The sequence below is a fragment of the Alteribacter natronophilus genome, assembly GCF_006007885.1.
GTDB lineage: Bacteria > Bacillota > Bacilli > Bacillales > Salisediminibacteriaceae > Alteribacter > Alteribacter natronophilus.
Map to the genome: position 1 here is coordinate 173,440 of NZ_VCRO01000005.1, position 13,199 is coordinate 186,638.

The following is a 13,199-nucleotide window of genomic DNA, read 5'->3' on the forward strand; positions in this document are numbered from 1 at the left end:
TCTATCCTCTGATAAAGTCCAGTACGTTCATGGCGACCGGACCGAGGATGAAAATAGCAAGGGCCGGAAAGGCAAGGAGTACAAGGGGGAAAAAGAGTTTCAGAGATGCCTGTTCACCGAGCTGCTGTGCTTTCTTTTTCCTGGACTCCCATACTTCGGCGGCCTGGTGTCTCAGTACAGCGGTCAGTCCTGCGCTTCCCCGCTCAATCGTCTGGGTGACGGCGGAAACAAACCGGCTGACTTCATCGACCTGGCAGCGGAGGGACATATTCTCAAGCGCCTGGGCCTGAGAGACGCCCATCCCCACCTGTTTGATGACCCGTTCGAGCTCCTTTGGAAGCTCTCCGTCTTTTGTCTGGGCCACTTCCCGGATGGAGGCAAAAAGGTTCATACCTGCATCACATAAAATCGAAATGGAATTCAGTATATAGGGAAGCTCTCTGCGAATCCGGTCCTGTCTCGATTTCATCCGCTGTTTCAGCCAGAAATCAGGAAGTCCGAATGCCAGCAAAGGCGTAACCAGTGCAAGAAAAAACATCGCCGGGTTGTTCAGCCCGAGAATGGCGAAGTACCCGCCCCCTGCCAGGGCACAGAGGACTTTGAACGTATAGAAGTGATCCACGCTCATTTTTTCCTCGTAGCCGGCCCGCTGCAGCCGCCCTGCGATTTCTTCACGCCGTTCGTGACTGATGCGGACGTTTAACAGCGTCATGCCGGCTGTAACAGCAGGTGTGGCGGATTCGAGAATGCCTTTTCGTTTCACACGCTCTCCTTCTGCCGGGGCGAGGAGCCTTTTGCGCATCATCATGGCTCTCACTGCCCTGGAAGGAAAGAGCAGAGCCGAGATCAGAATAAATACCAGAAAGGCGATTAGGATTTCCACTGTTCTCACCTACAAATCTATATTTGTGACTTTCCTTCCGATTACGTAGTTGGCTACGAGCATGAGCCCTGCCAGGAAGAGAAAGAAGTTTCCGATAAACGATTCGTACATGGGCTGCATGTACGTTGGGTTTGTCAGCATCAGGAGAAGCGCCATAACAACCGGGAAAATGGTGAGCACCTTCGCTTCCGCCCGCTTCTGGGCTGTTCCGAGCTGAATTTCCTGCTGAATGGCGATCTTATCCGAAATCCGCTCTGCGGTGTTCCGGGTGACCTGGGTCAGGTTTCCCCCTTTTGCCCGCGTCACAAGGATTGCATCCACGAACTGATCCACGTCCTCAAGCTGCATTTTTTCCTTGAACTGCCGAAGCGCCTGGTCGATGGACATTCCGAATTCGATGTCGTGGTTGATGCCCGTAATTTCCTCGAGTACCGGCTTATCCTTCTGGGTGATGAGCTCTTTTGTAAGATCACTTTCACACCGTTTCAGGGCCACCTGAAGAGAGGCGCCTGCCCGCAGGGAGTTTGAAATCGAATTCATCGCGTCCCGGAACTGAGTAATAAAAATCTTTTTCCGCTTGTCGCTCAGTGCTTTCCTGCGAAAGCGGGGATAGAAGAGAGCCAGAAGCGAGAACAGTAGCGCAAAGAGTGCGCTTCGGAAAAAGACAAGTCCTCCAAGGAAAAGGGCGAATCCGAGAACGACTGTGCCGATCACTTCGACCGCTGTCCGTTTTTCCCTGGTTATTTTTCCCTCCGACGGAACTGCAGCCTCATTTGCCCCAACCCCTCGTTTCCGCCAGCGTTCTGCGATTCCCCGCTTTACAGGAAGGCGACGCTTTACTGTCAGGGAGAGAAGGTCCACAAACGCTGCGATCAGGATGAAAAAGGAGGCCCCGAGTCCGATCAGTGTCCACGTACCGGTCATGGGTATTCCTCCAAAATCGGCACACCACGGATTTCGGGAGACTTAAATCCCGCAGCTTCCCACTTCCCCGGCTGGCTCATCGTCCGGCCGGTCGCTTCAAGGCGTCCCACCAGCTGGTCGTTCGTACTTGCTTCTGCATCCATTTTCCATGTGAACAGATCAGCTGTTTCAATTTCACCATTCTGAAGTTCCCGAACCTCGGTGATCTGGAGCACCTTTCTCGACCCATCCCGCATCCGCCCGAGATGGACAATGAACTCCACCGCCGAAGCGATCTGGCGCCGTATTGCCGGAATCGGAAGCTCCAGTCCCGACATGAGCACCATCGTTTCCAGACGTGAAAGCATATCCGAAGCGGAGTTGGCGTGCCCCGTTGTCAGGGAGCCATCGTGACCGGTGTTCATCGCCTGAAGCATATCCAGCGCCTCTCCGCCACGGACCTCACCGACAACGATTCTGTCGGGACGCATCCTTAGTGCGGTTCTCACAAGTTCACGCATGGGGATTTCCCCTTTTCCTTCGATGTTGGCGGGCCTTGTTTCGAGGCGGACCAGGTTTGCGACCTGGGTAAGCTTGAGCTCCGCAGAGTCCTCGACCGTGATGATCCGCTCACTGCCGGGGATGTACATGCTGAGTGCATTGAGAAACGTTGTTTTACCGGAGCCTGTCCCCCCGCTGATGACGACGTTGTATTTCGCCTGGACAAGGTGGTAGAGAAAATCGGCAATTTCCTCGTCCAGCGCCCCGAACTCGATGAGCTTCTCCATCGGATAGGGGTTTTCGGGGAACTTCCGGATCGTGACGATCGGACCTTCCAGAGATACAGGGCGGATTACGACGTTAACCCGTGAACCGTCCGGAAGACGGGCATCCACGATTGGATCGCTTTCGTCGACTTTCCGGTTGATCGGGGCTACGATCTTTTCAATCAGGTTGAGCAGTTCGTCCTCGGATCCGAAACGGAGAGGATCCCCGTCCTCGTCATAGGCAAGCTGTATCTGCCCGTTTTTTTCAATGAACACCTGATCGGTGCCGTTGATCATGATTTCTGTAATGTCCGCCCGTTTTACGAGAGGGTCGATAATTCCGAAACCGACCATCTGCTGGCGGATTTCCTCCGCTATGTTGCGTTTTTCCTCATTCGTGAGAAGCAGTTCACGGAACTTTGTTTCCGACTCTTTTTCAAGGTAGTGCCAGATTGCCGAGTGAAGCGCCTGTTTCTGGAGCAGCAGCTGCTTGTTCCGGCTCGTCTCCTTCATGATGTGCTCACGGACGGTTTTCTTTAACTCTTCGACTCTCTCATCCTGGTGTACGGACCGGGCGTAGGGATTGTCTTCGTCTTCAGCGGTATAGAGTTTTCGTTTGATCGCTTCTTCGATACTCATTTACGCTTCTTCCCCTTCCCTGAAAAGAGTTTTTTCCGGATTCCAAGCTCCTTGTCGGTGAAAACCGGATCGATGAGGTTTGCTGCCCGCCGGTAAAACCGGTTCAGTCTTAGACCGGGCTTTTCGGCGAGAAGAACCCCTCTGTTTGTGTAACCCTGTATCTGTTCGTATTTATCCGGGATCACCACTGAGACTTCCATGGAAAGGATCGACTCGAGCTCTGAAATGGGAAAACCGAGTGAATCGTTGTAGTGGTTGATCACGAGATGCCGGTTCTGCAGGGGCCGGTTCAGCGTGTCCACCAGTTCGATGGTGGAGAGAAGCGACGAACTTGCCGCAATATCGGTTGTGCTGACAAACAGCAGATCGGTCGCCCCGCTCATAAGGGAAATGTTTTTCTCCGACAGGTCCGAAGATGTATCGACCACCACCGTGTCGTAATCGAGGCGCTGAATGGCTGCGAGCAGATCATCGGTTTTTTCCAGGTTCAGGCTTGTCATCCGCATGGCGGAGGCGGCCGCCAGCACGTCCAGCTTTTTCCCCTGAAATGACAGTGTATAGACTGCCTCCCCCAGGCGCCGCTCAAGCTCTTCGTTTTCCCGTCCCGGCTGATCGAGCAGTCCGACTGCTTCGGACATTCCCCGGACGCTGCGGGGTAGATTTAAGGAAACCGCCACATTGCCGAAAGTGGCAAAGTCAACGAGAAGCACCTTTTTATCCTTCTTCGCCAGCTGCAGCCCAAGGTTGATCGCCACTGTCGTTTTTCCCACGCCGCCTTTGGCCGAATAGACGAGCACCGTTTTCTTCTGGCCTTTTTTATGGGATTCGGGATGTACCTGGGTGTAGAGACGCAGGTTCTTCTTTGTTTCAAACGTAAGCATCCGCTCTGTTACGACCCTGACCGGCGTACGGTGATATACAAGCTCCGCAAAAGGCTCCAGCAGCTCCGGAGCTGCCCTGAACGGTTCCAGCTTGTCTGTCACAACCATCAGCTTGGCAAGAGCCGTCTCGGACAATGCCTGCTGCTCTTCCTCAAAGCTCGTAAACTCTGAAATGTGGACAAAGGCAATTTCCGCATGTTGCGTATTAAGATGAGCGGTCAGCTCTTTAAGAGAGGAGAAGTCCCGATCCATCCGGATGAAATCGAGGTTTTCCTCTGTATAGTCGCGCAGCTGGGATAAAAATGTCCCGTCCAGCCCGCATGTGACGACGCTGATCCGCTCCTGTATCTGTTCTTTCGATGCAAGCTCTGTACTCATGGCCATTCTCCTTCATGCGCAGTGTTTACCGGTTATTGTTCACCCGGTTCGTCTCTTCCTGTTCTCCGTTCCACGGGTTCAGTGTCAGATCGATGTTGCCGTTACGTTTGGCGTGGGTCAGTTCCACAGCCTGCTGGGGCGTAACGAGAAGGGTCACATGCTGCGAGATCCCTTCCTTGCCCATATCCGAATCCAGGCTGAGCCTTTCCACTTTGAACACCTCGATCTGCTGAAGAATCGTTTCCGTATGCACCATGGATGTTTCCGCCGGGTCGTTCCATGTGTAGATCACGTCCACCCAGTCGTTCGGTTTAAGAGAGTTGTCCACCACCGCTTCCGGCGGCAGGGCAACCGTCACAAGGCGCATATCCATAGGCACAAAAGCTGAAAGGTCCAAACCGCCCGAAGCCTGGAGATACATCTGACGTTCTTCCGGGAACACCATGTCCCGTTCATCGAGGCGGACGATCGTCCCCGCATCGATTTCCCTTAAAGCGATGGCGCCTGCCACCTGCGCAGGGGAGGAGATGTTTCCACCGGCGAGTGCTTCTGCCGCCTGCATCTGCACCTCCACTTCCTCAATGTGGTCCTCGGTAATTTCACCCCGGACCGGGATGTCCTGGGAGTATACGTATACGGTGGCTGTGTCCTGTAAACTGTTTAAATAGGAATATGTGAAAAAGGCAATCATGGCGGCACTTGCCAGAATGATGACAACCCGCCAGCTGATTTTTCCGATCATGTCCGTCTCCTCCTGATTTCCTGCAATTCGGTTACTTGTCTGTTCTGAACAGCCTTTTGGCCTCGTAGTTCAGGACAGCTGCATCAAACGCCTCATGGTCAGCTCTTGTGTCCATATAGAGCATTGTCATCACTGCCGCCTGAAACGGGACGATCAGCAGATGGACGGCGGCTCCTGCCAGGGCACTGATATAAAAATCGGTTAACGGCAGATACATGGCGATCATGACCGCCGCAATCGCCTGAGCAGCAAGGAAGATAAGATACAGCCCGGCTGCCTTGAAAAAAGAGCCTTTAATGAGAACTGCGCTCCGCTTCAGCGATGCAAACGGGGTTTTGCTTTCAATCGCGATCACCTGCGGGAACAGCAGGAAAAAGATAAACGCGATCAGTCCCGGGATGATAAAGAGCATCGTTCCTCCTGCAAAGAGGACAAAAAACAGGACCGCCGCCCCCAGGATCGGGGCGGTAAGTTTCAGCATCGGCCTGCGCACCATCCGCCGCCGGTCTTTATTTGCCGTATCTTCCGGGACAAGCACCAGGAGAGCAACATAGGCAAAAAGGATAAAAGAATAAAAAATATTGCCAAAACTCATAACAATCGTTGCGTAAAGCGTCCCGTCACCGAGCGCAGCCGCAGTGAAATGCAGCCCCATAAAGTAGAGAATGGTCAGAAGGTAAAACAGCGGGGAGTACCACCGGTAAGTAGCTGCCCCGAGCCTGACACCTTCCGAGAGGACGTCTCCAGCCGGTCTCGGCTGAAGGGCGTGCGAATGAATCATCATGCCGGCTTAACCTCCTCCCGTTTCTGCCTCAGTTTTTTGTAAAGAAAATAGAATAATAGCGCTTCAAACGGGAGAACGACTGCGCCTCCGATGACATCCCCGAATCTTTCACCGTATTCCGGAACAAGCATCGCAACAGTCACTGCCGCAAACAGGAAGGCCGCGTAGAACACGAGAATCCAGGCTGTGACCCTGAAAAAACCGTGTCTGACAAGCCGGGCACTTTCCTTTAGAGCTTCAAAGTTTCTTTTCTTCTGCTCCACTACTGTGTAGGGAAACAGGTAGAAGAAAATAACTGCCAGAATTCCCGGTATAAACAGAAAGGTCATTCCGATTACCGTGAGTAAAAGGAAAAGAACCGACGTGGACAGAAGGGCACCGAAATTGTCCTTTACTGCGGCAATGCCATCCTTCATTTTTCCCATGATTCCTTCCCTGCTCCGGTCAGCCCCGTACACGAAGGCAAACAGAAAGCCATTCAGTGCCAGAAATACGAAGGATGCAATCGTCAGAATCAGTGACTCCGCCACCTCTCCTATTCCGGGCGTGAGAAAGCTGCTGTACGCAAGAGTGTAAAGAGCGTAAATAACGAGCATGAGCGGCAGCGCAGCAGGGAGCACCGAGAATGCTCTTTTCCAGTAGGAACTCTCTGTCTTATTCGTTGGAACGTCTTTTGAATCAAGTGTCTGTGCGGTATCTGTCATATAGAGCCCTCCCTGTTAATTTTAGTTATATTTTGGAATTCCGTAACAGTAATCCGGTCACCTGGACTGACAATGTCATCGGAGAAAGATCCCGCCTCTGCCTCGATTACACTGGAGGCTCCCCTTATTTTCGGCGATACTCTCCATGGTTGAAGGCAGGATGTTTTTCCTACTACCGTCTGTTTCTGGTCCAGGAAAAGGACATCGATAGGAAAGCGCATGAAAAAGGTGTGAACCTGATTGCAGTTTTCAATGATCAGAGCTCTGCCGCTGAACGATCTCTGTCCAATCAGTCCTGCATGCCTGGATAAAAAGGAATCGGCCTTTTCCATTTTCTGTACAATAACTTTGTGAGTGTTACTGTTAACGAGCATCGTGCACATCCTCCCGCCGAATGATCTTCACTTCCCACAAACATTGTCATGCCAGTGGTTTTGCCTTATTTAATGTCTCACAGTGTAGTACCATTGGAAAGTTTGTTCAAATCCAAAAAAGGGGACTTATGTCACAGTTCCCTTACCCACTTTCTGTTCACAATATGTTCACATGTAATCTCCAAACGACAAACAGGAAATTAGTCCCATTCAGGTTTTAATAAGTTTCTTTCCGGGAAAATGACGGTACATTGCGCTTTTCTTCCAGTGACAGCAGTTCTTTCTAATGACATGAAAATTGATTTTCTCACTTTTTTCTTCATGTTTTAGGTCTCATGAAATGAATTGCAAACATCATTCGACATGAGCAGGGATTATTGACCTGGTCACATACTCACTAAAAATAACCATACTTAAAACTGTAGTCAGAAAGACACTAAAAAAATATTGAGTTTAGAAAACTCCGCCTCGTTGAAAAAACCTATACATATAAAGACGTTAATCAGTTGGTTTTATTGTAAAATTGTGTATACAAAAGGTTTATACACGCGATTCTCTCATGTACAAATACCTATATGAAAATGTCGAATAATATTGACCACTTCCGGGCATTGTTTTTTTCATATGAAACGCCTGTTTCCCCAAAACCATCCATTTACACCTCTCGCTTCAGATTTCCCTGAGATAGAAGTCCTGCATTTTTTGTTAAAAAAAAGCGAATTCAAGTCTGTTTACTGTGACTGAAACCGGACTTCTTCCAAATGGACTATAATAACTGCATACTCTATTTGCTGACGGAGCTGATATTCATGGTTACGGTACTTTTGGTGGTTTTCGCTTTATTCACTGGCATGTCTATTTATCTCGCATTCTCCGCTGCCGGAAAGAAAGACTGGAAGGAATTCAGGAAGGACTTTTTATACAGCAGCTATTTGCTTGCCTCCACCCTGGGGATTGCTGCCTGGCGATTCTATGACTTCGAATCAGGAGTACTTGTGCTCGGTTTTCTGATCTTTTTTATCTCCTGGGTCTGCTGGATTTATTTCAGTGTACGGCAGCATCCAAAGAAGAAAACGTACAGTCAGGGTATGCTGATGGGGGCTGCTGTTCTTTATTTTTCCATCTGGCTGTCCACACCAAATGCCTCCTATGTGGTGATTATCTTTACAGTTCTTGTATTTGCTTCCACTATGCCCTTCATCGCTATCGGCAGGCGTTTTGTTAAGCCTCTGGAATCAGACGGAGATGAAATAACAGCAGCAGAACCGGTTAATTTTGCAGAGATCCTGAATAAAACTGATTCCCAGGCTGCTGCAGCAGAAGCCGGGAAAGACGATCAGCCAGTGACAGCAGATGAATCGAAAGAAGAGGAGCAGACTGTGAACCGTGAACGAGAGACAAATCCTGCTGAACACTATCATTCTTCTGCTCAGGAAACGGACCGCGCTGGAGAGAATGCAGCCTCCCCCCGGGAACAGGACAGTGCCAAAAAAGAAGGTGTCTCGTCAGGCAATAAACCCGAACCTTCATCATCAGTCCTCGATTACACCGGAGATTCGTATTTTGACCGGAATGAGAACCGGTTGTCGTTCTTTGACAGACTGGATAATGACGAGAAAAAAGAGGAAGTCGAGCGGGACGAAGAAAGCGGGACCGGTACTCACCTGGCAGCTTCTCCTGCCACCGGGAAAGACAAGCGAGCTCCGGCCTTAGACAGGAAGGCTGATGAAGAAGAGGATAACAATTCAGCCGACGCTGCCGGCCTGCAGGAGGCTTTCAACGGGCTGTATAAAATCCTTTATCAGTTTCCGGATGAAAAAATGAAAAGCCGGTGGAAACGCTACAGAGCTCCCGAGTTTTCTCCAGTCGTTTCCATGCCGGTTGAGTGGAACGAAACCTGGTATTATGTGCTCGGTGACCGTGAGCCGGACAGTCACCTTGTGAGATTCAGCATTCTTGATTCCGAAAAAGAACCAGTAATAGAAGAAGCGCCTGCAAAGGAAATCTATCGGCGATTCACTTATCTTTCCATCGCCCGATCGCTTATGTACTCGCTGGAAGACGCTTCGGCCGTTAAGCCGGCCGGCACTGTAACCACTTACGATGCCGAGGATCCGGATAGCCGGGGCGAATGGAAGTGGGCGGAAGATCCGGAACGAATGTCCCGTCTCGTTTTGGAACTGAACAGGCTTGCCGGTAAAAACGACCGCTTTCACAGTCTTACCAAAGCCCTTAAAGGAACTATCTCCTCTGTAACTGAAAAGAAGAAGCTTGAAGAAACAGACTACGGTGCTTTCCTGACGGTCTTTCAGGACTGCCTGTCCCTGTACCAGGAACGCATTTCGTTTTTACTCGAACACGAGAAAACACTCAACCGGCTTCAGCGTGAACCGGTCCCCGATCCTGAAGTACGAACCCTGTTTGAGTCCGCTGCAAAGGAACTGACAGATTATCACAGGGCGATGAACCAGTACACCGAATACGGCCGAAAACTACATAACCGGCTTACTGTTAAGGATCTGCCTGATGTTCACTTTGAGAATCACTGGCTTGATCACCGGGAAATGGAGGCGCCCCGCTTTTCATCGAAGGATAAAAAACAGCGAAGCCTGTTTGGGTGGGGAGGAACATTATGCTGGATCGTTCTGATGCCTGCCCTGTTCTGGATCACGCTCATCCAGAATACCCAGCCCCTCCTGTTTTTTGCCGGATTTATTCTTACAGCAGAAGCCGCTTCCCTCTGTTTTGCCGCAAAAAAAAGGCAGATCAGCGGGAACAGGGACAGACTTTATCGCTCCATCAACAGGGGAGAATGGAAAGAAGACATTTACTTTGAAAAAGACCGGGTGTACAGATACAGCTCCGGGATCAGCTGTTTTTTTCTCGGCACCGGAGTTGCAGGCGTGATGCTTATAAGTTATTTGTTTACGGGCAGTCTCCCTGAATATGCCCTGACTCTTCTCACCGCTTCAATAGGCCTGTTTCTTTACCTGACTTTTATCCGTCCCTGGATTCATGCGTGGAAACTGCGCATTACCGCCAGTTCCATCTATTTTGGCGGCAGGGAAACGAAAGCTTCAGAGATTAAAAGCTTTGAGCTGAAGGGCAAAGGCAAGATCGAGATCGTCCACACTGCAGGCGCACATTACCTTAGACTCAGAGACGAAGAGTCGTATACAAAGGCCGGTGACGCTCTTAAAAAGCTTGCTGCCGATTACCGGATCCACCAGCGCCAGCAGGGGACAAACAGCCATGGGGCCCGGACACAAACAGGATAGCCGGCAGGCACACAAAGGTTAATGGGCGTTTGGAGAAACGAATGCGAGTAAGTTTAAGGAATATAAAAAAGCAGACCTCATCCATGACGGTCTGCTTTTTCCCTTCTGCCCCGGCTCGAAAGAATACGTTCAAAGTCTTCCAGAAAAGCCGCTTCATTCGCCTCAATAGCGACCAGGTGCTGGGGGGCGGGCGGGAGGTCCACAAGCTCTCTTAAATCGGGAAAAGTGGCCCCTGCTGTTTCTGTGTCTGCCGATTCCACATACACCCGGTATGTGAGGAAAGTAAAGAACTCCGGGTTCATAAGCACACTGAATGCAACCACATCATGAAGAGGGGTCCCAAGCAGCGGATCAATGGTGGCCGCTTCATAGAAATCATAATAGTAGTGAATGAGCGCGTGCAGCATTTCATACCCGTTTTCAAAGGTAATCCTTTCAATCATCTCCATCGGCACGAGGAGGCGATCCGTAACGTTAAGGGGGACTATGGTCAGCATCGGCGCATGTTCGATGACGAGCTTTGCTGCTATGGGGTCTTCGTACACATTTGCCTCTGCAAGAGCGGTTACATTTCCCGGGACGAAGAAAGCTCCGGCCATGGAGACAATTTCCTGAACTTTTTCACATAGGAGATCGTGGTAATAGAGACAGAGGACTGCCAGGGAGGTCAGGCGCCCTGTGGTCACAATCGTAAGTTTCCCCGTGTAGGCTCGGATAAGATCAATAACTTCAAAAAAGTTTTCCGGAATTTCCACATCAACTTTTTCTGGTGTATTGATTGTTCCCAGGCCATACTCTCCGTGTATTTCCGGGTGAAGCTCCACTTCCTTCCCCGTCATTGGCCCTTGGGCTCCGCGGAACAGGGGCACATGGATACCCAGTGTCTCCTGTAGATAAAGAGCGTTGCGAAAAGCATTTTCCGTACTGGTGTTTCCGTATTCCGCCACCATTCCCACAAGCTCAATTTCAGGATGAAAGTGTGCATAATATATGGCTACAGCATCATCAATACCGGGATCGCAGAAAAGCAGCACTTTTTTCCTCTGCCGTCGTCGTACGCCTTTTTTCCCGGACCCATTATGATTCATTTACATATCATCCTGGATTCTCGGCGCTGCAGGATCGCATTCGGGCATTTCAAGACCGCCTGATTCGGCTATTTTCATAAGATAGTAGCATTCCTCCCTGGCCATATGATCAGCCATCAGAGGGGAAAATGTGCTGAGAAGCTCATCTGTCAGTTCCATCTCCTCAATTTCATCGAGGAACGCTTTAAACAGCTCGATTTCGAGCTTCACGTCCTCATTCATCCTCCTGAGCGCCGGAAATGACTCCACATTTGCCCGGAGATAACCTGTAAGTTCAACTGCTTTAATGTAAAAATCCTCGAACGTGCCGGCAAAATCCTGTCCTTTTTCCTGCATCTTTTTCTCCACCATGTCAAGACTTCCGGCAATCGCTGATGCATGCCCTGCTGCGTCCAGAAGCCAGACAAGGTGATGGTGCAGTTCATGAAAGACAGGCGGTTCCTCTCCCCGTTCCAGATAATTCAGGACGCGCTGGTATTCTTCTAGCTCGTTTACCATATGATTAAGAAATGTAGGGGGGAGGTGTGTCCGGATTTCCCCCTCCAGATGACGCCTGATAATGGACAGTTTGAAATCACGGAACTGGTCTGTCAATCTGCCCGCTTCCCTTGAAAACCGCCTGAAGTCCGTTACATTCTCTGTTCTGTGAAGAAGCTGATCGTAGTTTTCCCGGTACTCTCTTGCAATTGCCGCATCCTCACTTTCAGAAGCCGGAAACGAATCTTCAATGAACCTCGCATGATCGCCCATCACCTGCAGCCAGAAGTCATGCTCGAAGCGCGCTGTCTTTTCGAACAACCCCATCCTCCCCCTTCTGCGTAAATGTCCCCGATTTACTTTATTCAGGAAGGAGAATGATTAGAAGGACCAATCAGTCGCCACTGCCCGTATACCGGGCGGCATACATCGCCGCCTCTTCTGCTGCACTTTCATTTCCGAAGGCTTCTGTCACTCCAAAATGCTGGCCTTCCGATTCGTTAACATGAATATCAAGGTCGTGGAGAACCCGGTGCAGAAGCAGAAGGGCCTGCTTGTCCTCCTCTGTTTCCACCAGTCGGATTAATGCTCCGGCCCGCTCAACATCCCTTTTCGCAGCTGACGGGGCAAAACCCTGTGATTCAAGAAAAAGCTGATCTTCTCTCAGCTTGTGCCACCCTGGCGTTGTGACAAGCTCTGACGGGATGACATTGTCGATCCTGCCCCACCCCGTGATTTTGTTCAGGTAGTCGTGGGCATTTTCAAGCACTGCTTTTGCCTGGATTTCCATTCCTTCCTGATAGGCGACTGCTTCTGCTTCTGTTACTGCTGCCTGGTCACCCGCGTCCTCATCACTCATATCACCCGAATGCCCGCTGTCCGTCTCTTCTGTCATACCGTCCTCTTTTCTGCCCGGATCCTCTTCCTCTTCCTGGGCCTCTTCCTCTTCAGTACCATCCCCTGCTTCCGCTTCTTCTTCGTCCTCGTTCACTGCTTCATCTTCAGTGTTTTCTTCTGTTGCTTCAGTGTCTTCCAAACCGTCTTCGGCTCCTGCCTCCCGATCGTTTGCCGACCCGAATGTCATCATCAGTACTACCGTTACGAATACCGTAAAACAGACCGCCCACAGACCATGTTTCCTTAGAATCTCTTTCATCTCCCCGGCTCCTCTCCTGCATTTGTAATGCAGTTTTTTTGTACGAAGGGACTTCTGCTCCGCACTGTTCATCCCCTCCATAAAAGAAACAGAGAGATTGTCGGATGCGCTTTTTCCGTTCTTCCTCATTCAACAGTTTCTCCAT

General features: G+C 50.5%; 12 protein-coding genes. 1 reads left to right on the top strand and 11 read right to left on the bottom strand.

All coding sequences use genetic code 11. From position 1 onward, the window contains the following. Position 1: 1 nt before the first annotated feature. Genes FGB90_RS15970 through FGB90_RS16005 form a run of 8 tightly spaced genes read right to left on the bottom strand, consistent with a single transcriptional unit; the run spans position 2 to position 7,055 of the window. Complete coding sequence (locus FGB90_RS15970) at positions 2-883, bottom strand: type II secretion system F family protein (RefSeq protein WP_138811856.1); 882 nt, start codon at positions 881-883, stop codon at positions 2-4. 9 nt (positions 884-892) lie between these two features. Further along, positions 893-1,807, bottom strand: a complete 915-nt coding sequence (locus FGB90_RS15975) for a type II secretion system F family protein (RefSeq protein WP_138811857.1) — start codon at positions 1,805-1,807, stop codon at positions 893-895. Further along, on the bottom strand, positions 1,804-3,192 hold the full coding sequence (locus tag FGB90_RS15980; RefSeq protein WP_138811858.1) for a TadA family conjugal transfer-associated ATPase: 1,389 nt from the start codon (positions 3,190-3,192) through the stop codon (positions 1,804-1,806). The genes FGB90_RS15975 and FGB90_RS15980 overlap by 4 nt, the downstream gene beginning before the upstream one ends. Then, positions 3,189-4,451, bottom strand: a complete 1,263-nt coding sequence (locus tag FGB90_RS15985; protein ID WP_171051876.1) for a CpaE/TadZ family protein — start codon at positions 4,449-4,451, stop codon at positions 3,189-3,191. The genes FGB90_RS15980 and FGB90_RS15985 overlap by 4 nt, the downstream gene beginning before the upstream one ends. Before the next feature lie 25 nt (positions 4,452-4,476). After that, positions 4,477-5,193 carry a Flp pilus assembly protein CpaB gene (gene cpaB, locus FGB90_RS15990; protein WP_138811860.1) on the bottom strand — a complete coding sequence of 239 codons (717 nt, stop codon included), beginning with the start codon at positions 5,191-5,193 and terminating at the stop codon, positions 4,477-4,479. A 31-nt stretch (positions 5,194-5,224) separates the two neighbouring features. Beyond that, positions 5,225-5,977: a hypothetical protein gene (locus tag FGB90_RS15995; protein WP_138811861.1), complete on the bottom strand. Its 753-nt coding sequence runs from the start codon at positions 5,975-5,977 to the stop codon at positions 5,225-5,227. Further along, positions 5,974-6,681: a hypothetical protein gene (locus FGB90_RS16000; RefSeq protein WP_138811862.1), complete on the bottom strand. Its 708-nt coding sequence runs from the start codon at positions 6,679-6,681 to the stop codon at positions 5,974-5,976. Before FGB90_RS16000 ends, FGB90_RS15995 begins: the two co-directional genes overlap by 4 nt. Further along, positions 6,678-7,055, bottom strand: coding sequence for a DUF192 domain-containing protein (locus FGB90_RS16005; RefSeq protein WP_171051877.1), 378 nt, complete (start codon positions 7,053-7,055; stop codon positions 6,678-6,680). The genes FGB90_RS16000 and FGB90_RS16005 overlap by 4 nt, the downstream gene beginning before the upstream one ends. Before the next feature lie 809 nt (positions 7,056-7,864). Between FGB90_RS16005 and FGB90_RS16010 the strand changes: the two genes are divergently transcribed. Further along, positions 7,865-10,333: a cation:proton antiporter gene (locus tag FGB90_RS16010; RefSeq protein WP_138811864.1), complete on the top strand. Its 2,469-nt coding sequence runs from the start codon at positions 7,865-7,867 to the stop codon at positions 10,331-10,333. 77 nt (positions 10,334-10,410) lie between these two features. On the opposite strand, the gene FGB90_RS16015 is transcribed toward FGB90_RS16010, so the two are convergent. From FGB90_RS16015 to FGB90_RS16025, 3 genes are all read right to left on the bottom strand, one after another. Further along, positions 10,411-11,421, bottom strand: coding sequence for a nucleoside hydrolase (locus FGB90_RS16015; RefSeq protein WP_138811865.1), 1,011 nt, complete (start codon positions 11,419-11,421; stop codon positions 10,411-10,413). Next, entirely contained in the window at positions 11,422-12,225 is an 804-nt protein-coding gene (locus FGB90_RS16020; protein WP_138811866.1) for a DUF2935 domain-containing protein, read from the bottom strand. It lies immediately after the preceding gene. Between the two features lie 67 nt (positions 12,226-12,292). Beyond that, positions 12,293-13,183: a hypothetical protein gene (locus FGB90_RS16025; RefSeq protein WP_138811867.1), complete on the bottom strand. Its 891-nt coding sequence runs from the start codon at positions 13,181-13,183 to the stop codon at positions 12,293-12,295. Positions 13,184-13,199: the final 16 nt, after the last annotated feature.

Bases quoted from the DNA above. Each gene is read 5' to 3' on its own strand.
- FGB90_RS15975 (WP_138811857.1), bottom strand. From the start codon at position 1,807: ATGACCGGTACGTGGACACTGATCGGACTCGGGGCCTCCTTTTTCATC.
- FGB90_RS15980 (WP_138811858.1), bottom strand. From the start codon at position 3,192: ATGAGTATCGAAGAAGCGATCAAACGAAAACTCTATACCGCTGAAGAC.
- FGB90_RS15985 (WP_171051876.1), bottom strand. From the start codon at position 4,451: ATGAGTACAGAGCTTGCATCGAAAGAACAGATACAGGAGCGGATCAGC.
- cpaB (WP_138811860.1), bottom strand. From the start codon at position 5,193: ATGATCGGAAAAATCAGCTGGCGGGTTGTCATCATTCTGGCAAGTGCC.
- FGB90_RS15995 (WP_138811861.1), bottom strand. From the start codon at position 5,977: ATGATGATTCATTCGCACGCCCTTCAGCCGAGACCGGCTGGAGACGTC.
- FGB90_RS16000 (WP_138811862.1), bottom strand. From the start codon at position 6,681: ATGACAGATACCGCACAGACACTTGATTCAAAAGACGTTCCAACGAAT.
- FGB90_RS16005 (WP_171051877.1), bottom strand. From the start codon at position 7,055: ATGCTCGTTAACAGTAACACTCACAAAGTTATTGTACAGAAAATGGAA.
- FGB90_RS16010 (WP_138811864.1), top strand. From the start codon at position 7,865: ATGGTTACGGTACTTTTGGTGGTTTTCGCTTTATTCACTGGCATGTCT.
- FGB90_RS16015 (WP_138811865.1), bottom strand. From the start codon at position 11,421: ATGAATCATAATGGGTCCGGGAAAAAAGGCGTACGACGACGGCAGAGG.
- FGB90_RS16020 (WP_138811866.1), bottom strand. From the start codon at position 12,225: ATGGGGTTGTTCGAAAAGACAGCGCGCTTCGAGCATGACTTCTGGCTG.
- FGB90_RS16025 (WP_138811867.1), bottom strand. From the start codon at position 13,183: ATGAGGAAGAACGGAAAAAGCGCATCCGACAATCTCTCTGTTTCTTTT.